Origin of the sequence: Trichocoleus sp. DQ-A2 (assembly GCF_039961915.1) — a bacterium.
Lineage (GTDB): Bacteria > Cyanobacteriota > Cyanobacteriia > Cyanobacteriales > FACHB-T130 > FACHB-T130.
In genome coordinates, this window is the sequence record NZ_JAMPKD010000019.1 from 1 (window position 1) to 25139 (window position 25139).

General features: G+C 47.4%; 30 protein-coding genes. 3 read left to right on the plus strand and 27 right to left on the minus strand.

The annotated features are described in order from the left end of the window. From NC997_RS18580 to NC997_RS18665, 18 genes are all read right to left on the minus strand, one after another. A partial coding sequence (locus NC997_RS18580; protein ID WP_190526043.1) for an HD domain-containing protein occupies positions 1-378 on the minus strand: 378 nt, incomplete at its 3' end. A gap of 18 nt (positions 379-396) precedes the next feature. Continuing rightward, positions 397-612 (minus strand): hypothetical protein, encoded by a 216-nt coding sequence (locus tag NC997_RS18585; protein ID WP_190526045.1) that lies wholly within the window; start codon positions 610-612, stop codon positions 397-399. A gap of 224 nt (positions 613-836) precedes the next feature. Next, the gene (locus NC997_RS18590) at positions 837-7376 is read right to left on the minus strand and encodes a tape measure protein (protein WP_190526047.1); all 6540 of its coding nucleotides are present in this window, start codon (positions 7374-7376) and stop codon (positions 837-839) included. Next, complete coding sequence (locus tag NC997_RS18595; protein WP_190526048.1) at positions 7373-7873, minus strand: hypothetical protein; 501 nt, start codon at positions 7871-7873, stop codon at positions 7373-7375. The genes NC997_RS18590 and NC997_RS18595 overlap by 4 nt, the downstream gene beginning before the upstream one ends. 4 nt (positions 7874-7877) lie before the next feature. Beyond that, positions 7878-8279 (minus strand): hypothetical protein, encoded by a 402-nt coding sequence (locus tag NC997_RS18600; protein ID WP_190526049.1) that lies wholly within the window; start codon positions 8277-8279, stop codon positions 7878-7880. A 114-nt stretch (positions 8280-8393) separates the two neighbouring features. After that, on the minus strand, positions 8394-8675 hold the full coding sequence (locus NC997_RS18605; protein WP_190526050.1) for a hypothetical protein: 282 nt from the start codon (positions 8673-8675) through the stop codon (positions 8394-8396). Positions 8676-8782: 107 nt separating this feature from the next. Beyond that, the gene (locus NC997_RS18610) at positions 8783-9007 is read right to left on the minus strand and encodes a hypothetical protein (RefSeq protein ID WP_190526051.1); all 225 of its coding nucleotides are present in this window, start codon (positions 9005-9007) and stop codon (positions 8783-8785) included. A 484-nt stretch (positions 9008-9491) separates the two neighbouring features. Further along, positions 9492-9635, minus strand: a complete 144-nt coding sequence (locus tag NC997_RS18615; protein ID WP_190526052.1) for a hypothetical protein — start codon at positions 9633-9635, stop codon at positions 9492-9494. Positions 9636-9698: 63 nt separating this feature from the next. After that, the gene (locus NC997_RS18620; RefSeq protein ID WP_190526053.1) at positions 9699-10040 is read right to left on the minus strand and encodes a hypothetical protein; all 342 of its coding nucleotides are present in this window, start codon (positions 10038-10040) and stop codon (positions 9699-9701) included. 336 nt (positions 10041-10376) lie between these two features. Further along, positions 10377-11189 carry a hypothetical protein gene (locus NC997_RS18625; RefSeq protein WP_190526055.1) on the minus strand — a complete coding sequence of 271 codons (813 nt, stop codon included), beginning with the start codon at positions 11187-11189 and terminating at the stop codon, positions 10377-10379. A gap of 107 nt (positions 11190-11296) precedes the next feature. Beyond that, positions 11297-13162 (minus strand): DNA translocase FtsK, encoded by a 1866-nt coding sequence (locus NC997_RS18630; protein WP_190526056.1) that lies wholly within the window; start codon positions 13160-13162, stop codon positions 11297-11299. Next, complete coding sequence (locus NC997_RS18635) at positions 13159-13452, minus strand: hypothetical protein (protein ID WP_190526058.1); 294 nt, start codon at positions 13450-13452, stop codon at positions 13159-13161. The genes NC997_RS18630 and NC997_RS18635 overlap by 4 nt, the downstream gene beginning before the upstream one ends. Continuing rightward, positions 13452-13709, minus strand: a complete 258-nt coding sequence (locus tag NC997_RS18640; RefSeq protein ID WP_190526060.1) for a hypothetical protein — start codon at positions 13707-13709, stop codon at positions 13452-13454. Before NC997_RS18640 ends, NC997_RS18635 begins: the two co-directional genes overlap by 1 nt. Further along, on the minus strand, positions 13709-14014 hold the full coding sequence (locus NC997_RS18645; protein WP_190526062.1) for a hypothetical protein: 306 nt from the start codon (positions 14012-14014) through the stop codon (positions 13709-13711). The genes NC997_RS18640 and NC997_RS18645 overlap by 1 nt, the downstream gene beginning before the upstream one ends. 36 nt (positions 14015-14050) lie before the next feature. Continuing rightward, a complete protein-coding gene (locus tag NC997_RS18650; RefSeq protein WP_190526064.1) occupies positions 14051-14239 on the minus strand; it encodes a hypothetical protein in 189 nt (62 codons plus the stop codon). Next, the gene (locus tag NC997_RS18655; RefSeq protein ID WP_190526066.1) at positions 14236-14544 is read right to left on the minus strand and encodes a hypothetical protein; all 309 of its coding nucleotides are present in this window, start codon (positions 14542-14544) and stop codon (positions 14236-14238) included. Before NC997_RS18655 ends, NC997_RS18650 begins: the two co-directional genes overlap by 4 nt. Beyond that, entirely contained in the window at positions 14537-15610 is a 1074-nt protein-coding gene (locus tag NC997_RS18660; RefSeq protein ID WP_190526068.1) for a hypothetical protein, read from the minus strand. The genes NC997_RS18655 and NC997_RS18660 overlap by 8 nt, the downstream gene beginning before the upstream one ends. Positions 15611-15740: 130 nt before the next feature. Beyond that, positions 15741-16016 (minus strand): hypothetical protein, encoded by a 276-nt coding sequence (locus NC997_RS18665; protein ID WP_190526070.1) that lies wholly within the window; start codon positions 16014-16016, stop codon positions 15741-15743. A gap of 103 nt (positions 16017-16119) precedes the next feature. Here NC997_RS18665 and NC997_RS18670 point away from each other — a divergent pair, with 103 nt between their 5' ends. Together NC997_RS18670 and NC997_RS18675 are read left to right on the plus strand one after the other, a co-directional pair. Beyond that, positions 16120-16464 (plus strand): hypothetical protein, encoded by a 345-nt coding sequence (locus tag NC997_RS18670; RefSeq protein WP_190526072.1) that lies wholly within the window; start codon positions 16120-16122, stop codon positions 16462-16464. 40 nt (positions 16465-16504) lie between these two features. Beyond that, complete coding sequence (locus NC997_RS18675; RefSeq protein WP_190526075.1) at positions 16505-16753, plus strand: hypothetical protein; 249 nt, start codon at positions 16505-16507, stop codon at positions 16751-16753. A gap of 34 nt (positions 16754-16787) precedes the next feature. On the opposite strand, the gene xisF is transcribed toward NC997_RS18675, so the two are convergent. Continuing rightward, entirely contained in the window at positions 16788-18194 is a 1407-nt protein-coding gene (gene xisF / locus NC997_RS18680; protein ID WP_348257815.1) for a fdxN element excision recombinase XisF, read from the minus strand. Here xisF and NC997_RS18685 point away from each other — a divergent pair. Beyond that, positions 18184-18858: a GIY-YIG nuclease family protein gene (locus NC997_RS18685; RefSeq protein WP_190526079.1), complete on the plus strand. Its 675-nt coding sequence runs from the start codon at positions 18184-18186 to the stop codon at positions 18856-18858. The two genes, xisF and NC997_RS18685, sit on opposite strands and share 11 nt — an antisense overlap. A gap of 83 nt (positions 18859-18941) precedes the next feature. Here NC997_RS18685 and NC997_RS18690 read toward each other — a convergent pair whose 3' ends face one another. The 8 genes from NC997_RS18690 to NC997_RS18725 all read right to left on the minus strand — a co-directional run bounded on the left by NC997_RS18690 (position 18942) and on the right by NC997_RS18725 (position 24513). Further along, positions 18942-19379, minus strand: coding sequence for a hypothetical protein (locus tag NC997_RS18690; RefSeq protein WP_190526082.1), 438 nt, complete (start codon positions 19377-19379; stop codon positions 18942-18944). Between the two features lie 160 nt (positions 19380-19539). Next, a complete protein-coding gene (locus NC997_RS18695) occupies positions 19540-20115 on the minus strand; it encodes a hypothetical protein (protein ID WP_190526084.1) in 576 nt (191 codons plus the stop codon). A 66-nt stretch (positions 20116-20181) separates the two neighbouring features. Next, a complete protein-coding gene (locus NC997_RS18700) occupies positions 20182-20370 on the minus strand; it encodes a CPXCG motif-containing cysteine-rich protein (protein WP_190410373.1) in 189 nt (62 codons plus the stop codon). Positions 20371-20393: 23 nt separating this feature from the next. Further along, positions 20394-20849, minus strand: coding sequence for a hypothetical protein (locus NC997_RS18705; protein ID WP_190526086.1), 456 nt, complete (start codon positions 20847-20849; stop codon positions 20394-20396). A 94-nt stretch (positions 20850-20943) separates the two neighbouring features. Next, positions 20944-21411: a hypothetical protein gene (locus NC997_RS18710; protein WP_190526087.1), complete on the minus strand. Its 468-nt coding sequence runs from the start codon at positions 21409-21411 to the stop codon at positions 20944-20946. A gap of 140 nt (positions 21412-21551) precedes the next feature. Further along, the gene (locus NC997_RS18715; RefSeq protein WP_190526093.1) at positions 21552-23186 is read right to left on the minus strand and encodes a radical SAM protein; all 1635 of its coding nucleotides are present in this window, start codon (positions 23184-23186) and stop codon (positions 21552-21554) included. A gap of 27 nt (positions 23187-23213) precedes the next feature. Beyond that, complete coding sequence (locus NC997_RS18720; protein WP_190410369.1) at positions 23214-23468, minus strand: SemiSWEET transporter; 255 nt, start codon at positions 23466-23468, stop codon at positions 23214-23216. 355 nt (positions 23469-23823) lie between these two features. Further along, positions 23824-24513 (minus strand): site-2 protease family protein, encoded by a 690-nt coding sequence (locus NC997_RS18725; protein WP_199302536.1) that lies wholly within the window; start codon positions 24511-24513, stop codon positions 23824-23826. Positions 24514-25139: the final 626 nt, after the last annotated feature.

Below are 25139 nucleotides of genomic sequence, written 5' to 3' on the forward strand. Positions count from 1 at the left end.
ATCTTTACTGAGTTTGTCAAGTTCTTTTTCGGCAACATGACCAAAAGGCGGGTGCCCCAGATCGTGTGCTAGCGCGGCAGATTCGACCACGTCAGGGTCTAAGCCACCACACTGATCTATTAAGCCTGGATTTGAATTAGATGTATCTTTAATCAGTTTTTCAGCAAGTCGTCTCGCAATTTGTGCAGCTTTCAGTGAATGGGTTAGACGATTATGGAAAATACTTCCTTCGCTAGCGCTGGCAACTTGAGTAACTTGCGATAGCCTACGGAAATAAGTGGAGTAAAGCAGACGATCTCGATCTATTTGAAATGGTGTTCTTTGATCGTCTGCTTTACTTCCGGCGTGCTGACGAGAATTTCTGGAAGAAGCCTGCATATTTCTTTTTAAAACTAACTAACTAGCTTCAATTGACCAATCGTTAGTAAAGCGAGCTTTACCTTCTTCAACCATCTTCCAGATTGCTTCCTTAGCAATTCGTTTTGGATCAGGAATTTCGTTCGACTGCAACAAGTCAATTACATCATACAAGCTCATGGAACACTCGTCAGATTGAAGCTTTTTAAGCAGAATAGCTTCAGCTTTCTTTAAATCGGAATCTATTGCTAACATACGCACTTTGACTGAGTATTATAAATCACGGTTGACATCTCTTTACGGATTGATTTGTATTGTAAGTGAATTCACTCAGTATTCCGCTTGTATATTAGAAAACGTAAATTCTTTAAGAAAGTTCATACAGATAACCGAACTAAAAATAGACAGTTGTGCTGTGCTCGATAGACCGACTTCTTCGGTGCAACGCTCATCGCTCTTCTACCGCGAAAATTTCGCCCTTACAAATTCGCCCCCCTCACCGACTGTTTCGACAAATCCCCATAAATACTCGCCGCATCTCTTACGGGGCTTGCCGTTGAGACGTTTAGGTTGGTGGGGCGACTCGCCATGCCAGAGATGTTCTCGTTGAGCTTCCTAAGCTCTTCCACCACGTCTTTATTGCCAATCTTGGCAGAAGCCATCGTCGCTTGTACTCGCATTGGGTTAACATCTCTAAGCTGACCCGCTAGCTGGGCGATGTCCCCCATCCCGTTTTGCTGCAACATCATCGAGAAGAAGGGGTTGTCCTTCATGGACATGGCTGCTTGGATGAGATTTGATTTCTGATCGCCAGGAGCGTTGATGGAATTAGAGAAATCATTGCGGGCTTGCCGTTGCTGCTCCCACTCCTGGCTGCCGACTCTGACGGTGTATCCCGCCTGAGCCGCTGCATTTTCCGCCAGCCGTTTCGAGGCTCTTTCGGCACGTTCCAGTTGAGCCGCATTTTGACGGGCAGCTTCCGATGCGCCAAACTGCGATCGCTCCATCTGCTGCTGAACGCTGAGCGTTTTTCGGGCATTGTCAAAGAGTTCCGCTTGCTGGTTAAGACTGCCCTCTTGTAGGGCAAGATTATCCCTGGATAATCCCAACCCTTCTTGAGCGATTTTAAGCTTGGAATCGGCGTCTGCCAAAGCTCTATCCTTCTGTCTGGGGTCTTCAATTCGCTCTGCTTTCTTCCTTTCGCCCTCAGCTGCTTGGACTGCGGCACGAGCCTCCAAGTCGGCTTTCTTAGCGGCAAAGTAAGCTTGCCGCGCTTGCATATCTGTGCGCCGCAGGTCAATTTCTAGCATCATTCGAGCGTGTTGCTGTTCGGCTTTAATTGCTTCAGCCTTAGCCGCTGCGATTTGACTTTCCAGCGCTTGACGCCTATCTAGAATCGCTAATTCAAATTCAGCCAGCTTGGCTTTTGCCGCTTCACCAGCGCTGCCCGATTCTTTAGATTGAGCCACAAGCGATCGCAGTTGTTCGGGATCGACAGCAACACCAGCGGCGCGAATTTGACTGACAATCACATCTTTGAGGTTAGCTGTGGCTTTACTGGCGAGGGATGAGCCAGCCTTATTGAGCAGCCCATCTTCGCTCAGCAGCCGCCCAAATAGTTCCTCCGCCCTTTTGATTGGCTCCAGTGCTGTTTCACCAGAAGCAACTTTGGCGTCGGACATTGCCTTGGATAAGTTGCGACGGCTTTCAAGGATGCTCTTGAGTTGGTCGTCAACCTTGAGCCAGTAGTCATACTCGCGACCTTGCAGATCCAGGTGGTTTTGCTGTTCCTCGGTGATGCGTTGTTGCTGACGAATTTGATCGTCTAATGCATCTGCTGCTTCTTCTCTAATTCGCTTTTGAGTGGCAAGACGCTGCTCGACTGCTTGAGTGAGCTGGGTTTCGAGTTGTCCTTCCAGTTGCCTGCGCTCAGCCGTGGAGATGTTTTGCTGAAGCTTCTCCCTGGTGAGGGCGATCTCCTGGGAGAGCGTGCGTTGGGCGATCGCTTCCAGTGCCGTAGCTGTCTCGCGTTCGCTTTTTCCACCTCCGAGCTGAGTTTCTTTAGCCGCGCGAATTGCTTGCTGATTATCCATAGCAACCCGCGACTCAGCTTCGGCATTCGCTTCGTCTCTCAGTCGCTTTTCTCGCGCCAGCTGTTGGTCGAGGATTTGCAGGTATTGACCCGCGATTTGCTGCTGAATTTGTAATTTTTCGGTGGCAACTTCCCTGGCGGTTTTTACCCCCTGTCGCTCCAGCGCGTCTAACTGGGCGAGTTTCTGCTTATTTAGGTCGATCTCCCGGTAAGCACTGTCCTCTTGGACGGTGTCTAACTGTGATGCCGCCTGGGTTTCGTTGAGCTTGCCGCCGAGCTGTCTCTCCTTGACGGCGATGGAGCGGTTCTGCCCGATGCGCTGAAGGACTCCCGCCGCTTGAGAGTTGGCAAATTCCAGATCCGCCAAGATGCGCTGATTAACTTGATCTCGAAGCTGTAATTCCTGCTCTACTTTTTGCTTTTTAAGGTCGGAGAGCTGTACCGTCAATTCCCGCTCTTTATCATGGAACTGAGTCGCGCTAATTTTTCCTTGCAGGAATGCATCGTGGTAAGCCTTGCGCTGGTTCCAGATGCTGGCAATTTGTCTATCGGTATTCAGAATAGAAATTTTACTGATTTCTTCAGATGCCTGTTGTTCTGTTAGCAGCCGCGCTTGCTGTTGGCGACGAATCAGGATTATCTCGCGGGCTTCTTTTTGCTTGTTTAAAGCATCTTGATAGGCGATTTGCCTCTGTGTATTTTTTTCAAAAGCTGCCCCGCTCAACTCCATCCCTTGAACTTGATTGTCGGCAACCTGTCCTTCTGTTTGAGCGAGTTCTACGCTTTTTTGGGCAACCGTTTTTCGGGTTTCTTTAATGAGTTCTGTTTGTTCTTTGTTCGGATTAGGAATCGCCAGTAATTCTCTAAGCTGTTTTTTGCGAACTTCTACAAAGTCTTCTAGCGCCTCTTGTCTGCGCTTGAGCAATCTTTCCTCTTGAGCGTTGACGAGGATGGGTGCCTGGTCTTTCGTTAAAGAGCCATCCGCAATTCTCTTTTTGATGTCGGTTTGACCTTTGATACTGTCAAGCTGTAGTTTTTCAAATGTAGATTCTAAAGCGGTGTTGCTCTTCTCTATTTCCGTTTTAACCTGGGAGAACTGTTTGCCTAGAGGAGATAAATCTAAAGCATTTAATTCTTGCAGTTTTGCCTTCGCTTCTTGTGCTTTCTTAAGAGTAGGCTCAATCAGGGCAATCATTGCATCTTTTGCCGCTTGATTATAATCACTTTTTAAGATTGATTCTTTGACATTTTCTGAAATCGCTACATTCTCAAGTGTCGCGTCGCGGAAACTGGTGATGGGCTTGCCTTCAGTTTCTCTTTGAGACAGGAGTTTCTTTATTTGCGCGTCTATCTCCACTGCCTTTTTAGTAGTACCTGCACTGCCGTCCCCTGATTCCAGCAAGTCTACCCGACTCAATTGAAGTTGCTTTATTTGCTCATCTATATTTCTAATATTTTGCAGCGATTGACCCGTTTTTGATTGATTGAAGTCTGGAGAAAGTATTTTTGACTCATCAATAGAAGTATTGATGGCATCAGCAATATTTGAAGTTCTCACCTGATTGTCATAAAACTGCTTCTCAGCGAGTGTTATTATCTGGGCATTTTTTCCAATACTTGTCCCCCTAATCATTTTAATTACGTCATCCGTCCGGAATGCACCTTCTCCAAACTGCTCTCCCAGTCCTAGGGTCAAGTCAAAACCTTTAGACTTGAAGTTTCCATACCCAGTTGCATTGTCGCTATCCCTATCGCCTTTTTTGCCGGGAATATTTTTAACTTCATCGCCCGCATTTTTCGCCGCCTCTCTAATTTTGTTTAAATTTTCAACAGCCCTGCTGGAAAAATCGTTAAAGTCTGCTTCTAGTTCATTCTTGAAATCAGCTTTGGCGTACAGCAGGATAAGCGCAGCAAGTAGTGCGTTTATCATCAGACCTGTGTTGCTCAATCCAGCCTTCAGCGTTCCCATGGCTGAATTAAATACCCCGCCGCTACGAGCTGAGGCGAGAAAGCTTGCTCCGACCGCCTGAATCGTTGCCCATAGATGAATAAACATTGGGGCGAGGGCTAGCTTTACGAGCGCCGCCGTTTGAGCCAGCATCAAAAATAGCGCGGCATATTCAACTAGAACGCTCGGAATCATCTTCCTGATGCCAAGCAATATATCGACAAATCCAGGCAACCCGGAAGCTTTGATTCCCGTATCAATCACCTTGGTTGTTGACCCGGTTAAGTCTTCAATTAAGCGAATCATTCCATAGACAATATTGAACGAACCCTGCATCATGTTTTCCATGACCGAGGCTTGAGCGCCAAATATTTCATCTAGAAAGTCAGAAAATATTCCGGCTGCAAAGGGCGTAAGTGTGGCGAAAACACGCCCCAAGACGGGAATTAAAAACGCAGTGAGCTTTTGGGTAACGCCAGATCCGGTCAAGATGACGTTCAAGCCCGTCATCACCGTCGCTACCAGACCAATCGTGAAGGTGCCAAAAACAGTCACCAAGGCTTTACTATTTACCGCTGCCATCTGAAGAATATCGGCAAATAAATTGGTAAACATTGCCATTGCTGGCCCGTAAGCATTGGCGAATCCTTCTTGGATTCCAAAGATTGCATTTTCGACTTTAACCAGCGAACTGGTAAAGCTAATTCCCGCTTCTTGAGCCGCGCCTCCAAACTCTTCTTTCATTTGTTTGGCGAGTTTTGGCAGCACCTCCTCGGACATAAGAGCGCCACTTTCTAGCATGGCGTTGAATTCGGGAACGGAAACTTTTAAAGCTCTTGCAAATAGTCCAATGGCTCCGGGTAATTTTTCCGCAAGCTGAAGGCGCACTTCCTCGGCGCTTATTTTGCCCTTACTCAACATTTGGGTAAATGCGAACATTACCCCGTTGATATCTTGTTGGTTGAATTTTAAGGACTTAGAAGTGATTGCGATCGCTTCAAAAAGCTCTTTTATTTTTTCCCCTTCTAGCGTCGTTTTTTCAGCGGCAATACTAAGCTTTGAAAATTGCTCTAAGGAGGCAACCAAAGGGACATTTAAATTATCAGAAATACCGCGAACAAACTTCATTTCAGAAGTTGCGCCTTCCTTTGACCCTGCCGACACTTCAAACCGCTTCTGAATTGGCTCTAAGCGCTGTAGGGTCTGCGAAATGGTCGATACAATCGGGGCGAGGAAGTTTGCTGCCATCCCTCCTGCTGCAATCATCGGAATCAGCGGCGTGAGCATGGGTAGCAGTGCCGCTGCTGAAGCTGCTGGGTTGGCAAGAATCGCCCCAGAGGCGAAAAAGCCGGTTGCCTCCGAAACCATCGAGCGCCTTTCTTTCCCGTCCATCTGTGGCGTAAGACGGGCAAAGCGCCGATAAAATTTCGCCTCCAAACCGCGCCAAAACCGCTCGGAATTCCCCAGCTCCGATTCCGAAAAGATTGGCGATACTTTCGACGGGGCAGAAGGGTCGTTGATGGGCTTAATCTTGACTTTGGGATTGCTGCCGAGTATTTCAGAAAGGCGGGGCGCTAACTTCTTAAAAGCAATTTCCTCAAAGGCTTTCGCGTCCTTCTCTAAGCTTTTAATCGCTTTTTCGATATCTTTGGGGAGTTTTTTGCCGAAAACCTCTTCATACTTCTTGCGAAATTCGCTGACCGAAGCGACGACTGCCCGCATATCGTCGGGCTTGCCACTTGACAAGGAAACACCAGCTTTCGCCCCTTTGGCGATATCAAACTCTGAAAGCTTCCCGGATCTGAGTTGCAAGGCATGGCGTAACTCGTGAGCGATCGCCTTGAATACTTCTTCGGATAATTTCCCGGCTTGCAGCTCTCTTTGGGCGGTGCCCGACAAGGTGACGGAGTTATCTTTTCTGTTATAGAGTCCATCGCCCGCTGCCATCTGGCGATCGAATTTAAGCTGCGGCAGAACGGCTTTGGATACCCCGGATAGTCTAGCGATTTCGCTAAAGATTCGCGCAAAATTAGTTTGAGCCAGTTCCGCTTGACTGGTTGCCAAACCTGCCTGCCCTGTTCCAACTCTAGATAGAGGAATGCTTAGGGATTCAAAACCGGCTTTTTGAGTGGTTCTTTGAGTTTTAAATAATTCTCCTTTGAGTTTTAGCTCTAAATTTGCTAGCTTACTTTTCGTGTTATTCAGGGAGACAAGACTTCGCTTTACCTCGTCAGGCAGCGATTCGTTGGCAATATCCTTGGCAATTCTTTCTCTGATTTCCGCCGTCTTTTTTAATAAATCGTTAAATTCTTTTGAGGTTGCTTTGCCGGATTGCTGAAGTGCCGTCAATCGCTGCTCAATTTTTAACCGAGCAGAACTGATTTGACTTTTGGCTTCTAGGGCGTCTATACCGCCCGACTCGGTTCTAAGGATTCCGCCCTGAGTGAGCAGCTTAAGCTTGGTCTTTTCAGGTGCAGGTGTGGGTGCGGGTGGAGCGGAAACAGTTGGGCTTGAACCAGTATTAATTTTTTGAAATTTACTTCCCAAAAATTTGCCAAACGTATCCCCTAAATTGCTAAGGGATGCCCCCATTTGGTTCTCAAAAGAGGCGACAGCTTTATTGGCAAAAGAATTGGTAATACTTGTCCCGATTCCTTCAAACGCTCCAGTGAAAATTTTCTTAAAAGGAGCGGTGACAACATCAGTCAAATTTTTTAGGGAAGATTTGAGAGCAGAATCAATCTGCCCTTGCATCTTCTTATTCAAATCTTTCAGCGCGTCTTCTGCCCCAAAGCTTCCCGATAAATTCAAGACAGAACTTAAGTTCAGGCTTTGAACTTGTTTTTTAAGGGACGCGCTATCGATTTTTAATTCAACAGGAATCGGCTCAACCTTGGTTCGTTCAAGATTGGTTAAATCGCTATCAAACTTACTGCGATCTAATTCTAAATCTACGCTAAGGGAGCCGATAGATGTCATGGCTTGCTACTTGCTTCGGATTCTAATAGTAATGAGGTTCCGCCTTCTGTTTCGCGCTGAGCGAAATTAGAAATAAGCCGGACTAACCCTGGATGAATAAGTTTAGGATTTGCCGTGTCTTCTATCGTCCATTCGGGTTCTAGACGAAACCGAATAATCGCTGTCGCCTTAATTAACTGGCGCTTGCTCCCAACTTTTTGCATTAAGTTGGTAAATTCAACTAGCGTTTCCAGGTGACTAGACAAAGCTTGCGCGTCTGAATTTGTCAAGGCGTCGTAAACTTCCTGCATCGATTTGCCCGTCTCTTTAGCGATAGCGTTGGCTAACCGAACGCACTCTTGACGCAGATCCGGTAGACCCTCCGAGTTTTCTTCGATAAAGTTTCTTTCTGGTTCCAGTAGCATTCCAAAGCAGGGAATTTTTATTCCTCCCACTTCTTCATTTCCGACTAATTCGGTTTTCGGTTCTTGAGGCTGAATTTCGTAATTGAGTGGCATGGATTTATCCTTGTTCAAAAGTAGATAGTTTGATTTGTAGCATTTCTGGTAGCCCCATTGATTCCATAGGCGGCGTGAATAAAGTTTGCTTAACCACTACTTCATCGCCCAACGCTTTTAAGGTTTGGCGAGAAGCTTCATGTAGGTGCTTTGTCTTATCCCATTGCTTAAGATGAATCGTCCATTCGTTCTCAATTCGATAGTCACAGAGCATGGCTATAGCGAGTGGAACCGGGTAAAAAATTACGATTTCTAATCCCTCTATTTGGGTGCCGTCTGGCGGGTAGGTTTCGTAAGATTTCAGGACGGCGATCGCCTTCACCTTCCGATTGTTGGGTAGCGTGTAAACTCCAATTAACTTGCCAAGTCCTTGCTCGATTTGCGTTCGCAGTTCCCGCGCTTCCATTAGCCTTTCTCCGGGGTACTGCGACCAAACCCTATTAGGTTAGGGTCGTATGGATGATAGGCGGGGAGCCGAAGGCTTTGCCTATAAGCCTGCCATTGTGGCAAGGTTATCTTTCTACTTGACATCGGCAATATTATGATTCCTGTCAAATTCCGATCGCCCTTTGTCATGCTCCTTCAGCAATTGCTTGGTTGGGTAAACATCTGTATTCAGCTCCAAAATAGCTATAAGTTTCTTAATTGCTTCTTGAGTTACAGAACCATTAAATTGAATGCGAACTGTACAGTCTTCTGAAAGTCTCCATTGGAGAATCTCGAAGGGCAAGTCTTGAGCTTTAGTGCTATGCGTACTACTGGCGTTTGCAGGATGTAGAAAGTTGCTGGAATTATTGAGCATTATGATTTCCTCAAACTTAAAATTTACTGTTCTTGCGGCAAAATTGTGATTCCAGCAAGCAAAAAAGCGACTTAACTCTACCCAAAAATGGATATTTCAGCCTTTGCCTAATTCCTTCCGAACAGGTCAGTTCCTTCTAGGAACTCAAGCTGACGCGGTGTAACCGAATGCTCTGGAGCGCCGGGGCGAAACCAATCGCGCCACACCTGCGCCTGCATAAAATTTATTCCATCGACGGCAGCGGCTTGCTCGTCTTCTGGTGTATCGCCAATCATCCAACATTCCGGGTCAATGGGTTCGCCTCCAAATAGGCGGTTAGCCGTGAATATCATTCCGGGTTTTGGTTTGCGAAGCTGACCGACAAAGGGTTGCGCCCATTCAACAACGTGGAGCGGATTGCCCTCTGGATTCTGCTGTCCGACAAACCAGCAATGCCTCCCCTCAAAATCAGGGCAGAAAAATATTCCTCTTAGTTCTGGTAAAAGCTTTAGGGTATAGCTGGCTTCACGGATAGCGTCTTCTAGTAGTTTGTGTCTGGCTGCGACACCCGCTTGATTGGATATCCCTAGGCAAAGGTATCCTCTGGTACTGAAGTGAGCGAACTGACAAGTCAGCGCTTCGCTATCGCCGCCTCTGCTCCTTCGATGATTCGCTGGTCTTGTGGGTGTTGAATGAATGTGTTTTGTGAAATCGGTTCTCTAATTGTTCCATCACAATCAAGTAGTAATAATCGCTTAGACATATTGAAATTTTCGCAAGATTGAGATTCATTTAAATTATCTAAACACCCTAGCTTTGGGGCGGCACAGTTTGGAATTAAGCGATCGCTTTAAAAAGCAATGCTGTCATTTCCCGTCTCCCGCTACCGGGATGTGGCGATCCTGGGGGAATGTTTTTATCTGGAAACTGGGCAGCAATCAGCACAAGAAGTGCCGCTGCGATACCGAGGCGGTGAATCATTTATTTTAGGTGGGGTAAAGGTTTAAAAACCACGCGCCACGAGGGCAATGCAGAGCTTTTGAACTAAGCAAGCGATCGCAGTTGTTCAAGCTGACTTCGCGTAATGCGTTGCTGGGCGATAAATCGAATTAGGCTTTCTCTGTTTTGCTTCACTTCCTTGCGACTCCTACCCGGAAATTTTTTAATTTGGCAGTAGTTGACGAGTTGCTTAAAAGTGGCTCCAATAGACGAAATTTCCCTTTCCGATACAACTTCCGATTCCTCTGGGGTTTCCTCCCAGACATCCTCAAGCGGTTCCTTTTCGGATTCCACAGGTGCGACATCTTTCTCCAGAATTATTTCTAATTCTTTGTCAGGGGGTTCCTCAGCTTGTGGCGAGGATTCCTCTGGTAACTGTTGCTTCACGAGTGCGGTCTCTACTTTTGGAGTTCTGGAAATTGGCGCTGATTTAGGGCGCTTAGGCAATAAAGAACAGAAAAAACAGAAGTAAAGGCAGAACAGAAAAATAGCAAACAGCGGGGATTGGTGCGCGGTGTAGATAGATGTCATGGTGATTCTCCAGGGGGTAAAGGTAGTGATGAGTCTGCATTGCCCTGGAGCGGGTTCCTAGCTGGTGCGCTGGTCTGTACGAGTGCAAGAAGTAGCGGTACTATCCAGCCTTCCGGCTAAGCTTTGATGCGCGGGGGTTGTGGCGCGCCCCTTGCAATTTTTTTTAATGGGAAACCTCATGGTGGGGCGAAGTTAGGTTGATAGAAACTCTTCAAGAGCTTCATCAGGATCTTGTTTGGAAGACCTAAAACTTTTGCCTACCAATTGATTGAGGTTTTTCGCGCCAAACTTCTCCAGTAACTTCTTTCGCTGACCGTAGTGATTCGGGTCTATCCAGCCCGTTTTCCCCATCCACAACCAAGCGTGAACGCGCGACATAGATGCGGCGGACAGTCCAAGAGGCTCTTTGTAGAAATAAGTTCCCGCAGCCTTGCCACCTCGAATTTGAATGAAGTGCCAAGTTTGCAATTTTGGCGTATAGTCTCGGCATCCGATTGGGTCGGGACCGGACGGATGAACAGCACATGGTAGATAGGGATTGTCGTCGTGAAAATCGCAGTTCGCGCATTGGCTATTGCACTCGGATTCACTTTCGCTTGGTTCATCCAGCACCCGATCTGCCCGTACTCTTAATGCTTGCAATCTAGCCCCTAAAGGAGCCATGTTTGCTTCAAGAGCGTCAATTCGAGCAATGCGACGGAGATCGTCTTCGTCGGCATTGGTATTAGCACTAAGCAGTTCCTCACTTTGCGCCTGCTGCTCTTGGGCAACTTCAATGCACTCTGGGATAGAAGCATCGCGAAACTTTCGGCGGCATCCAACTGCGATCGCTGGCTCTACTACTCCTGCTAGGACAAGGAAAGTCCATGCGGCTTTTTCCCATCCCGACTTGTACTCTTTAAGCGAAGGCGTTAGGAAAGAGGTTGTCGTTGCTACCGTACAAATTAAACCGAGGGCAAATGTGCGAGTCACGATCCAATCCGCAATCTTGTCATATCTGCTCATCTTTCTTTCTCCTCTGTTAGTGTGGGTTCGACCGCCCCATGAGGTTTTCTTTCTCGGTACGCCGGTCTGTGCGTTGCAAAAAATTGCGGCACTATCCAGCCATCCAATCAAGCTTCTAAATCTTTTAAGAGCGCTGAATAATCGCGCTCGGCTAATACTTGGGCGATGCCTTGCAGTTTTTCTCTGGCATCGCGGTAGGCGTCGCGGTTTTTATCGCGAGTGACGCCCCAAATCATTTCGATAATCTGCCCTGGAGCCAACCCATCCTGGTGAAGTTCCAGCACCCAGTCGAGGGCGTATTTATCCACAATGGCGATGTAACGGGTGAGGGCACGCTTGAAACTGTTGCCGCCATCGGATACCCCGAAAATTTCTTGGATCAGGGGCGTGCGCTTCCGTCCTTGGGTCCTTCCGTCCTTGATGCGGCAGAAAATCTCCCAATCCGAATCGATTTCCTCCCGCACCGGGACGGACGGAAGGGACGGAAGGAAATCCTCTTCTCGCACCTCGCACACGGGAATGCCCTCTAATGTGTGGGCGAATGGGTCAGGATCTGACTCTAGTTGACCTTGCGAGGCGAATCGGGACCCGTAATGATTCCCATCGGTTAGACCCTTCCAATTTGTTACCAAAAGACTTTGCAGGCGTTGTCTATCGCTACCTACCTGAAAAAGCAAGTCGCCTTTTCCGAGTAAATTATGAGCTGGAGCTGGTGAACCTAGGGCAATTTCTCCATCGACGATAGAAGCAACGCGCAAGCAGACGCGACCGGGTAAGTTGGCTTTGATAATACCGCTAACCACTTTTACTTCCGGGCGCTGAGTTGCCATTAATAAGTGGATTCCGGCTGCTCTTGCCTTAGCGCCCAGCCGCTTGATGCTTTCTTCAAGCCTCTCTTTGGTTAATTTATCTGCCATCAGGTCGGCGAATTCATCCACCATGACCACAATTCGAGGCAGTTTTTTACCAGCGGCGTTGTAGGCAACGATATCGCTCACCCGCTCGGCTTCAAATAATTTGTAGCGTACCTCCATCTCTCTTACCAACTTCTCAAACAGCGCGATCGCATCGTCGCTGTCTTTAACGATGGAGCCGCCGTAGAGATAGGGGCTATTTTCTAGCATCAGGAAACTGACGCGCTTGGGATCGACAGCGGCAATTAACACTTCTTCTGGGGAGTATCGACAAATTAGGAAAGCGATCGCGCTTAGCTCCCATTCCGTCTTGCCACTGCCAGTGGTGCCGCTGATGAGCAGGTGACAGGTGTTTGGGTCTGAAAGATCGGCTTCAACCAGCTTGCCGTCGAGGTTAACCCCAATCGCAACCGTCACCCTGCCCAAATCTTTATTTGACTGACGCCCCACGTAATCTTCAAACTTTGCAATCTGGCGATCCGGTCGGGCAATGTCCACTGCAATAAACCCAGCTTCTGGAAGAATTAAGGGGGCGTGGGAAAGCCCCAAAGCAACTTTCAAGTCTTCATCCAACGACTGGATGGAATTCAGCTTGATGCCAGGGTGAGGGCGCAATTTAGCGCGAAAAAAGCTAGGTGCTGTTGCGACTCCCGCCCAATCGCAAGGCAGTTTGTAGGAATTGAGTGTTTGAATCAGGCTGACACCGATTCGAGAAATCGCGTCGCTCCCGGTGGGAAGAATTTGCGGCGTCGCTCCTACCAATTGCTCGACCGCGATGCAGGCGTATTCTTGGATCGCCTGTTTTTGCTTCCCTTCCCGGCGTGCCACTTGAAGAATGCCCAGGTTTTCATCGGCGATTTTCTCCTTGTAGTAACAATAGGCAGCAAACCCCGTACAGCTCAAACCGCCTAAATTTGTGACGACTTTAAAATTGGGGTTTCCATATTGAGATAAACCCAGAACGCCAAAGCATCCGGCTAATCCCAAGCCCGCCCAATATCCAGCGCAAGATAACAGTTTAGATTCGAGCCATTCAGGAAATTGCTGGTTGAAGGTCATAGCGCTAAGGGGATAGAAATGACGACCAAAAGTAATAAAGCCGAGAGAAAAACCGAACGCTTTTCCCAGTAGAAGAACAACCCCAGAAACATCGCAACGAGCATGATTCCCGCCCATCCATAGGCACCCAAAATGTAATCGCGGGTAATACTCCAACCAATTGAAAGAACTAGGCCCAAGCCAAACTGACCGGCGACACAAATTAAAAGCAGCTTGCGCTTATCGACTGGGGGGCTATCTTTGCTGTTGGATAATTTACGGACCAAATTATTGAAGTCAGATCCAAACATTAATCTGGACCCTCTTCAAAAATGTTTCCGCCCACCGCACCGTAAAAGCCACCGAGTAGCGCCCCGGCGATAAATCCAGCGGGACCTGCGATCGCTGCCCCATACAATGCAGCTGCCAAGGAGCCAAGTTCGGCACCCGATTGAGTCGGACTAACTTCTTGAGACTTCTTATAGGCTTCCATCTTGGCGGCTTTCTCAGCGTTTAACCTGCCGCGCTCTTGCTCTCGTTCGTACCAACCGCTGACGAGTCCTGGCATTACACAATCCCTCCACAGACGATGCCGCCGCAGATAGTCGCGACAAGCTTCAAGTGGTCCCAAGCGCCAGCCGGTTCCACGCCAGCTGCGACCACTCCCGTAAATAGAATCAGCAGGCAGATAATTCCAACAACTGGCAAGGGCATCGCCACAGGTGCGATCGCTCCCATTGCTAGGGTTCTAATTAAACCGAATCCCCCAAACACTGAAAAGAAATTGATTTTTGGCTCTTTATAGCGCCACTCTTGGAAGCGTTGCTTGAGATTGAGCTTGGGGCGAGAGGCGAGAAAATTGATGTTAATCATTGCGGCTCTTGGTTGATTGCTTGTGTATTGGGTGGGTTAGCGATTCATCAACATTCCGCGCTGTTCTGCCTCCAGCTGCTGGATGCGCTGTTGTTGCTGTTGAATCGTGATTTGTTGGTGAATTAGGATGTCTTCCGGCTTGGGAGAGGAACCGGATAGCGTGTGGTAACTAATTCCGCCAAGTACGAGCAAGATGGCTCCGGGGATTAAAAGCGCGTCGTTCATTGAAGTTTGCTCCTAAGTTTGGATAGCGAGGTTGCGGCGTCGTGCTGTTTGGATTGAGGTTGAGGCGGGGGAACCGTGGGGATTGAAGGAGTCGCGGTTGCCGTCAGGGGCGCTGTCTCGGTGATTTCTTCAGCTATCCTTCCTAGCGGCTTGAGGTGATTCAGGTAATGATTGCCGTAGAGGATTAGTAGGTCCGAGAATATTTCTCCGCACAGCGCCCCTGGCTTTGCTTCTTGTATCTGCCTGTAGAGTGGCAGCAACCGCTTCCGAAGGCGGAAGCGGATAATCGGAGTGTCGTCAGGCATTGGCGATCGCGGTCTTGATGCTTTGAGTCAAGTCGTTTTTAGCCTTCAACCACATCCCGACCACATTCGCAGTTTGAGCTTCTGGCACTACCACCAAGAAGTCATCCCCAGCGACGATATCTGCAATTAGGTTGGCACTTCCGCCAACAAATAAGATGCGCCCAATCCGATTGCGATAGGGTTCGATGCGAGTTTCGAGTTCTCCCACGATGGCGTCAAACCAGGGGAAACGATGATCGTCAAACCATTCTTGGAAGTTTGCGCCAAAGCCATTGACGCCGTAGTAATAAGAGCCAGCAGCGATCGCATCCATTAAGTCGTCCAAGCTAATCGCCCCTCGGACGTTTTCCCGGAGTCTCCAGTCCTGGCTCGTCTGCAACGCCAAGTCGTAGGTGCCGCCCGTTCCAAAAACGTGGCAGGCGTCGGGAAGGGGGTCGCCGTTTTCATCGACTACTAATAAGTTGCAGGTCTTGCCGCCAATCCCAACAATCGCCGTCCAAGAACCCTCAACCGTCAAGCCTTTCGCCCGTGCATACCAAAAAGACCCGACCTCTTCTCTGAGTGCAACTACGTTGTTGATGTTGAGGTCTACCAGAACATTTTTCCTTTTTCCGAAGTAGCGGAAGCGGTGGTGTCCGGTAAGTGTATTAGAAAGCAGCTCCGCGCCGTTCTCGGTTTCAGGCAGCGAGACATACAGGTGATCGACGTTGATTGATTCTTCCCCCGAATCTTTCATCGGCACGAATCCCGCCAGTGCCATGCGGAGGGAAACAGACGGATCTGCTTTTGAGATCGCATTAAAAACTCGCTTGTAACCGCGCGGGTTCTTTTTGGCAGCAGAACCAATGAGCCAGTTTCTCCTTTCAAAGCGCTCGTTGGCGACGTTATTCGCTTTTTCGTAGACAAGGCGGCAGGAGTTGGCGTCCAGTGCTGGGCAGCTACGCGGGTCGTGCAAGTCGCAGTAAAGGGATTCGATTAGGGTGGGCACCCCGCTACCGTTGTAGTCTTTAGCGAATCTGTAGCCAATGTCTTTGGCTTTTATTGAAATTGGATTGGTGGGATTCATGTGGTTGTTTGTGGTTATCTGTGCGATGAATCCACAATAAAAAACCCGCACTAGGCGGGTAAATGTACGGCGAACTGTACTTTGTACTAATCAGTTAAAACTTCAGGTATTAAATGGAAATTAATTGGCATTACTGCGCGATGTATTGATGCAGCAGTCCGGGATTTTTGAGGTTGGCGATGTCTGCAACCAACTCTTTTCCTTTGAGCGCCGCCAGCCTCATTACCGAGCGACTGGGGTTGCGGCGGCGCTGTGCCCCTTTGCTAGCACGATACTGGTAAATGGTGCTTGGTTCTACTAACACCGCATCTGCGATGTCAGCGACCCCTAACCCAAAAGCTTCCAAAGCCAATGGATGCAATAACTCGGTACTTTGTACGAAGCCTAGGATGTCGTTTTCTGTCATGATTAAATTGCCTCTATCTGGGGGCAGCGATCGCTTTGAACTTTGCGGGGATAGGCGATCGCTTTGCGTGTTTGAGGCTATGATAGCACCAGCGCGGGACTAAATGGGGACGAAAACGGGACACATGGCAAAGGACGATCGAGATATAAGGTTTAAATTGGGTGAATATTATAAGGATTTGCTGGTAACTGACGGTTTTTTGCGCGGCAACAGCCCGACTCAGCAAGCGGAAAGTTTGCTGGGTGCGAAACTGCAAGAACGCGAAGAAAAAATAATTAGACGTGTCAACTATCTGGCGTGGAAGCGCGGCATTACACCCGCCCAAATGTGGCTTAACATCCAAGAAGGAAAAGCGAACCCGATAACACCAGAAGAGTTGGCGGCAATTAGAAAGGAAGGGTTAATTGACGAGTCTGGTGATGTGCCTGGGCTGGATTGGGTAAAGTAGAATCGCAGAAAACATCCCTAAGATTGGGCTGGAAAACCGCATGAATCCGTTTGAAAAAGCCTTGCCGCTCGCCAAAGAGTATTACAAAATTCATCGTGCGGGCGGTAATTTACACGTTGTCTTGGACGATGGAAATTGTACTCAAGAGGATGTAGAGCTTTGTCTAAGGCAAGCCTCTAGAGAGAATGATGAACTGGGCGTTCGGCTTGCTCAAGAATTGCTCAAGCTCAATTTTTACGAGCGTTATTATTTTGTGACAGCTTTGTACGAACAATACGAACCCAATTGACCGCCGCATCCACTACGAAAATTTCGCGTTAACTTCAAACTTTCAATAGCACTTTAACCACCGCTCCATCTCGAATCGTTACCCTATCTACCAGCGCTCGATAGATGGAGCGCTTTTCTGCAAGGAGAAGCGTTAGCCAGAAATCGGGATCGGAGAAATTTTCTAACAGATGGCGGTCGGCGTCGCCAGAACGAGCAGTGTTGTCGGCTTGGTAGACCAGATTATCTATCTGGGAGCGAATGCTTTCAATCGCCGTCTCAATCGTTTTTTCACTACCAAATCGCTCGACAACTTGCTCTAGCCCAAATAAGCGATCGCGCAAACTTTTCAATTCTTCCGATTCGGCGGGCTGAATAGTGCTGCTGGAATACGCAGCAATTTCCGCACTTCTTTGGATCAATCTTTGGACAACCTCTGCCTCAACAACGGTTTCTTTAATCATCTTCTTGGACGAGCAAATTCCGAGCGAGTAGCCTTGGCACTGGTAGTAGCTGCGGCAGCGGTCGCCGCCGTTAATATAGAATCCCTTGCCGCATTGGGCGCACCGAATCAGCCCGCTCAGCGGGTGGTGGGGCATGGTCGTGCCCCACCCTCGAACCGCACGAGCTGTAGCGATAATTTCTTCGATAACTCTCGCCTCCTCGTCGGACAACAGGCGCTCTTGGGGATGGGCATTGTAGATGATGAGGCGATTGGTGGCGCTTGCTTTTTCTCCGGGTTGGCGCTTGTAGTAGACGAGGTGCCCTTGCAGAACCGGGGAGCGAAGCCAGTCAGCCAATCCACGAACGCTGCGAGGATATTCTTTTCCGCAGCCCTCACGAACACGATCGCCATATTTTCGGTTGAGTTCTCGTAGCGTTCCGGTCAAGGTTCCAATTCTCAAAAACGCTTCAATAATTTCTCTGGCAATCTGGGCGTTCGTTTTGCCCGTGTCTCGATACACAGCCGCCGAGAGCCGGTGCCCGCCTTCTTTTACCGCTTCGTATCCAAAGGGTGCATTCACCGCCCGTTTTTGGTTTTTGAGGTGCTGCCATCCGTGTCGAGTGCGTTCCGAGAGCATATCCGCTTCAAACTCTGCCCAGATTGCCATTTGAGAAGCGAACGCTCTACCGCTAGCAGTGGAGAGGTCAACCGAGCCATCCAGGACGCGAAGCGGGACACCAGAAGCGCGAAATTCATCCAAAGCTTTGCGACAGGATAAGAGACTGCGCCCCAAGCGATCAATACGTGTGACAATTACTTCGTCTGGTACGCGATCTCGTACCAGGTTCATGACTGCTTGAAAACTGGGGCGACTATCACGAGAGCCTGATTCTATGTCGCTGAAAATCTCCGTCGCCCCGGCAAGCTTCAATCGAGAGATTTGCTGCTCTAGGGCGTGCGTCTCCGCTTGTTCTCTAGAACTAACCCTTGCATAACCAATTTTTCTCATGTCCGACATTGTACAGTCAAACCAGAATGTGCCCGTTGAACACCAAAATGTACCCGAAGGGCACCGGGGGCTGCACGACTTTTTGTATAGCTCCGACGACGAACACGCTGCCCCTGAGATAGCGACTCCTGTCGATCTCGAAAACGATGGAACTGAAGTGCTACCGCTTCAGAGTTGGTGCGATCGCGTCCAGAATGCGAAAATTGCTGGGGTGTACGCTGTGTTAGATACCCAATACCAGACGCAATATATCGGCTACTCGCGGAATGTACTGCTTTCCCTGAATGGTCATGTCGCTCAAAATGGGAGAGAAACTTGCGCGTTTGTGCGGGTGCAGGCGTTCAAGTTCCCGAAACGCACGGACATGGAAAATTTGCGAGAGGCGTGGATTTCCGAACTCGGCAGCGTTCCGCCTGGTAACGCTGAGGTCAGTGAGATGTGGGCTAGCACGGTGGGCGAAGTTGCAAAAGCAGCCATGTCGCCCGAAGAGCGCAACGCCTATGAGGAGAAAAAGCTCAAACTTCGCAAGGCGATGGCAGATAGCACGCTCACTAAGGATCTTGCAGATGCCGAGGAAAGTGATGCCGAGAGGCAGCAAAAGCTAGAAGCGGCAGTGAATAACGACGACTGGAGTGCTGTCATCGAGGGACAGACGCGGGAAACTCATTCGTAATTGTGAAAAAACACCCAAATGTCTTCATTTGGGTGTGAAAAGGCAGGGATTCAATCAAAATTAAAAAGCCATCAGGTAAAAAATTAGGAATCGATAATTTTGACTACCCTTTCGATAGAACGTCTGCCATTAGGCAAGGTAATAATTAACTGATTCGTATTCAAATTTAGAGTATAAGTGTACCGACCGTTTTTGGCGACATAAACATTCCTCTTTGGAGAAGAAACAGGGAGAAGAATGCTACCTTTGCCATTCTTCGCACGACCCACGTAGAAGGTGCCTTTGCGAGTGTAACAAATCCCTACATAATGATTGGTTGTTTCGACAGAGAAACCTTCTGCGATGTCGTTGATGCAATCGTTAGAAGCAGCTACTTGGATTGGGCGATCGCTTACACCGGAAGCACTTTTTGTAAGTTCTGCTGCTTGTACTGTTGGTGCTAAGAATAATAATGCTCCCGCGCTTGCTAAAGCGAGTTTCAATGCTTGTTTGCCATTCAATCCAAGTTTCACAGATGCCATTTCATTTTCTTCCTTTGACAGAGCGTAATCAAGTGACTAATTGTTTTGTTTAAGGATTAGCTGAAAAAATGAATTTTTGTACTAGAACTAAAAGCTGAACACCCACTATTATGCCTGAAACAAAACTAACAACTAAATAGTGAGAGTTGCTGCTATAGTATTACTCCAAACTATTAATTAACTTTTCAATAGAACGTCTGCCATTTGGGAGCTTAATAACGAGCTGACTCTTACTCATGTCCACCGTGTAAGTGTACGGACCGTTTTTAGCCGTAAATACATTACGGTTGTAAGAAGTAAGAGGAACAGTTATACCACCACGCCCATTCTTGGCATAACCGACATAAGTGTGGGGATTATCTCCGCCGCAAATATACACTAAGTAGTTTTTCGTTTCAGCAGCAACGAAAGTACTTTCATCCCTATGACAACCCACCTCTGTTTGAGCTAGTTCCATAGAGTGGGAAGTCGATAAAGTTTGAGATGCAGGTTGCTGAGAAGTGAAAGCAACCTTCTCGGCACTTTTTTCAGTTAGTTGTACAGCACCTACTGAAGGTGCTAAGAATAATAATGCTCCTGTGCCCGCTAAAGCTAATTTCAAAGCCTGTTTGCAATTGAATTCAGGTTTAGTAAATACCATGATTTGACCTTCTTTGTAAGATAATAACCGTAAGATTACGGTTGTTTTTTTGGGAACTATCTGTTTGTCGATAGTTTCATCTTCAGAAGGGCGCAAGGCATTTCCAGAAATCCTAGAAATCTTTTGCGAGTAAACTAGGCAGGAAGTAATAAAACTTTATTTTTAGCCTTCGTATTCGCTATCGATTTCAATGTCAAGGGTTTCTTCATCAAATCGGATGTAGAGAATATTTGGGCGACAGCAAACTTGGCAATCTTCAATATACGACTGCTGACCCCCAGCACTCAGGTCAACAAATGTAACATTTGGTTCGCCGCAATAGGCACAAAAATACTCAGATGTTGATTGCATTTAATTTATTCCTCTAATCATCGTTATTGAGTCCATCGCAACACTCTTTCATTAACGATGGTTTGATTCCCTTGAATAATGCGTAGCTGGCTTTGGGTAAGAATGTGACGGGTATTGCCTTGAACAGCTACAAACTGTTCGCTACTGTTACTGGGAACCGTTGCATTAACAGTGTTTTGGGTTCCATTTTTGGCACCCCCAACATAGACTAAAGTACCTCCCTTAGCCATACAGATATGGGCGAAATAATTTCTAGTTTCAGCAGCACGGTATAAAGATGTATTCGGTGGGCAGCGGGTGTTCAGAAGTTGAGCAAGTTCAATCGAATTGGAAGTTGATAAGGGTTGAACCTGGAGAATTTCTGCTGAGTTTTGCAGGGAAAATTCAAAGCGATCGCTCTCGGCACTCTGTTCTCCAGCGTACACCGAAGAGGTCAGGAATAAAAATGCTCCTACGCCCGCCAAAGCTTGTTTTAACATCTGCTTATCCTTGGTTGCTTGCTCTATTCAATTTATAAAAAAAGATCCCCACCAGTACAGCGTCCGGCGGGGGAAAATCTGATAAATTGAACGATTATTTAATTCCCACTTGCATTCTGTAACTGGCGTTTCCTCTAGTCCCGCCAACAACGATCTTATAGTCCCCGGTTCTAGGCAATGTGCCGCTCCAACTAGTTGCCTCTCGTGCAATAATTCGCCCATTCGGAGCTACGATATCAAAAACAGCGTTCTCTTCAAGGGAGGTAATGCCGATCGTCATTTTCTGGCGTACCTTGGCACCCAGCAGATAAATATCTCTCGTTCCTCGCACGACCGAGTATTCTACAACTGCTGAGCTTTTCCCTTTTGCAAATCGAACCCGCTGGGTGCGACCTTGCGGTTGAGCTGCCAAAACAGTTGGTTCAACTGCCGCAGCACCTGTGGAAGTTACGGTTTTGGCGATCGCTTCTACAGAGGGAATCAAGCACAAAAGCGCTCCTGCACCTACTAGAGTGAGTTTAAAAGCAAATTTACGATTAAATTGAGGTTTTACGAATACCATCTGTTAGCCTGCCTTGGGAGAATAAAACTCTTCTTAGAGTCTCACTGGACTTTCTAACAACTACATCTGTGCGATCGCTGTTTTCATAAAATGCCAGAATCGGCTTATCCGTGTTTTTACGGTCGTAATCACCCCGTAGGCTAGGTTAAGCAGGGTGAAGCCTCCCGAAAATGAGCCTTAGCGTCGGCTAGATGCTTCTGGAGGGTTGCGACTGGTAATGGCCCTTGCAAGTGGTTCCAAGGCAAAACTTGATCTAACGACCAACTGGCGTGGATGTAGGAATCGAGATCCGGCAGTTGTCCTCGCAGTTCTTTAAAGGCACGGCGGTAGCTGCCTAGAGAGTCGCCGTAGTGTCGTGTCAGTTCTAGAAGATGGGAAAGTCGGCGATCGCCTCTCGATATTAAAGCTTGGATTGCTGACCAATTATAGCTTTCCGGTCGAAACTCAATGCCTTCGCGGCGCAATTGCTTCTCTAAACTTTTCAGCCGCTTTTCGGCGTCCCGATTCACTCCAAACCACTGAAACGGTGTATGAGCTTTAGGGACAAAAGTGCTGCATCCGAGTGTCAAGCGTAACCCAGGTGCGGCTTTTTTGAGCGATCGCATCATCGCCACAGTTGCTTCTAAATCTTCGGGTTCCTCCCCCGGAACTCCCACCATTCCATAGAGTTTGAGGTTGCTTAATCCACCTGCTTTGGCATTGATTGCAGCTTGGATGATTTCTTCATTCGTCAGCTTTTTATTGATAATCTGCCGCAATCGTTCCGAACCGCTTTCTACGGCAATGGTGAGCGATCGCGTGTCTCGTTTTGCTAAAGTTTGAGCTAGCTGTACCGTCACCGTATTCGTCCGCACCGAAGCAATGCTGAGGCGGACATCGTCGTACTTTGGCTGGCTCAAATAATCCAGTAGGGTTTCAAACTCTGGGTGTTGCGTAACAGACGCCCCCAATAATCCCAGCCGATTCGTCACCGCCAATCCCCGATCGATGGCTGGAATCAGCGAAGTTTCCAAACTCGCTGTCCGAAACGGCAATGTTAGATAACTCGCCAAACAGAAGCGGCACATTTCCGGGCAACTCCGTACCACTTCCACCATATAAATATTTTCCCACGCCGCCTTCTCTGTCACCACAGTGGAAGCGGAAAGCGTATTTCCCCGATAGGTTTGCTTTTCAATGACGGCGGGAATCTCCGCATCTACGGGCAAAATTGACTGGATCGAGCCATCCGGCGAGTGATATTCAACTTGATACAAACTAGGAATATAGATTCCTGGTACTTGCGCCAAACGCCTTAGTTGAGCTTGTCGGGTAGCGTTTCTAACTTCTTTATACGTATCAATAAAATTGCCGAGTAGATTTTCACCATCTCCCAGCAAAATGACATCAAAAAAGTCAGCAAAAGGTTCTGGATTGGCAGTTAATACGGGTCCTCCTCCAAATACGAGGGGATGATTGTCATCACGCGCAGATGCTCGATTCGGAATCTCTAGCAATTCCAACAAATTGAGGATATTGACATAATCCAATTCCCAAGAAAGGGAAAATCCGACTAATTCAGGCGATCGCAGCCGCGGCTCATGAGTATCTGTAAATAGGCGGCTGACTTCAAGATCGGAGCGCATTGCCAAAGACGCCCACACCACTTGATAGCCTAGGCTAGTGATGCCAACGCTGTACTCATTCGGGAAGGCAAATATAGTTCGGATGGCGTCGGTGTCAGGCGTCGCGGGTGTAAATAAAAGACGTTCTGCGGCAAAAACTCCAGACATCACAGGCAAGTAAAACCTTAAAAGATTATCCTATTCATATTTAATTTTAAGCGATAAAATTATCAGATTAAAAATTAAGGTTAACAAGTTGGCAGCAATAACCGGAAAAGATTGAATGTAAAAACCGTACACCAACCACAAAAACACTCCCGAACAGAAAATAATCAACATTTCCAGGGAAACATCTTTGGCTGATTTTGTTTGCCATACTTTAAACAATTGAGGCAAAAAAGCTACAGTGGTCAAAGTTGCCGCCAAAAATCCCAAACCCGTCACAAAATCCATGCTACTGCCAATTGATTTGCAAAAAAAATTATAGATAAGATTTAACTATAGCAGTCCTATATGATTCGTGAATGCGAGAACCCCGACTTCTTTAAGAAGTCGGGGTTCTGAAGTGATTTGTAATCTCTCTTCTTTCTCTTTCTTCGCGTCCTATAGCGCTAACGCGCATCCGCGCCGCTTCGCGAACGCTAAGGCGTCTAAGCGCTAACGCGCAGGCTCCGCCAATGCGGTTCGTTAATAGAGATTGTGTTCAATGAATCTCAAATCCGGAATTGACTAGAAAACAATAAGCCTGCGTCCGCAGGCTTATTCTGTATAGACGCAGACTAAAGTCTGATGGAAGCAGTGCATCCATCTAAAATACAACTTGGCATCCCTGCATTGAGGGAACAACCGCACAGATGACTGCATTCGCGATAAAACCCAGACCTAAAGAAAAACCACTAACCAAGAGGATTGTTAAAGCTAATAATCCAAAAGGGCTACTTTCTAAAGGTTTTAATGACGGGAAAAATTCACTGAATACATGAAACCCATCCAGAGGAGGAATAGGCAGCATATTAAAGAGAAACAAGCTCAAATTGATAGACGCACCCAGGTAGAGAAATTCAGAACTCAGAATTTTTGTCGAGAACAAACTGAAATCCAATTTTAGAATTAAAAGAAACAGAATGCCCAAGCCTAGATTTAATAAAGGGCCAGCGATAGAAACCAAAATATTGCTAATTTTCTTATGGCGAAAGCGTGCGGGATTGATAGGCATTTGTCCCCACGCCATACCAGCAATGCAAAGAAAAATAATTGACTCCCATCCCATGTGAATCACTGGATTCAAGGTCATGTGTCCGCTTTTTTTGGGGGTGTCATCACCTTGACTTAAAGCAGCTATACCATGAGCGAGTTCGTGTAGCGTCACTGAAGCCACAACAAGGATGATAATTCTTAGAAAGAGTATAGTATCGGTCAGAATTGTTTCAATTAACATCGCTTGACCTCGATAAGGCGGTAATACAGCAACCCAAAACGAAATAAAATCAACAATCAATTGACTGACAGAACTTACTGCACCCAGTAGTTTTGATCGCAATCTTCATAACTTATGTATTTATCTGCTTGGTGGCTGAAGATTACGCACAAACGTTAAGCAAATTGTCCATGATGGATTGGCACCAGAAGGGCGATCGCTTATACTAATCCCAGCAGGTGCATCTGTCTTAGGAAGGATATTTTGAGCTACAAACCGAAGTTACTGTTTTCCAGATAAGTTCCCAAAAAGCGATCCCCCTGAGAAATGTTCTTGGCAAACATTTTTCAGGGGGGATCGCCGACTTCAGCGCTAACCCGCTCCTCTCAAAGCTAGATTTTTATCAAATACCACGTCCGCTCCTCTAATAAGCTCAGCCAGAGAGCAAGAAGCTGATAATTAGGAGTTTGGTAGAAAATGCCTTGAGATTTGCCCCATTTCTTGAAGTTACTTAAGCTATCAACCAACAAGGTCTAGAACAAAGCTTGGAACTGGATGACTTTAGGTGTATTCTTTGACGGAATAAAAAAATAACAATTTGACAAAAAGCGAATAAGTTCACATTGTGTAGGCACAGATCCCGGATTCAAGCCATAAAATAGGCAACAATAAGCAGGGAATTTTGCGCCAGAAGTTTTTGGTGATTG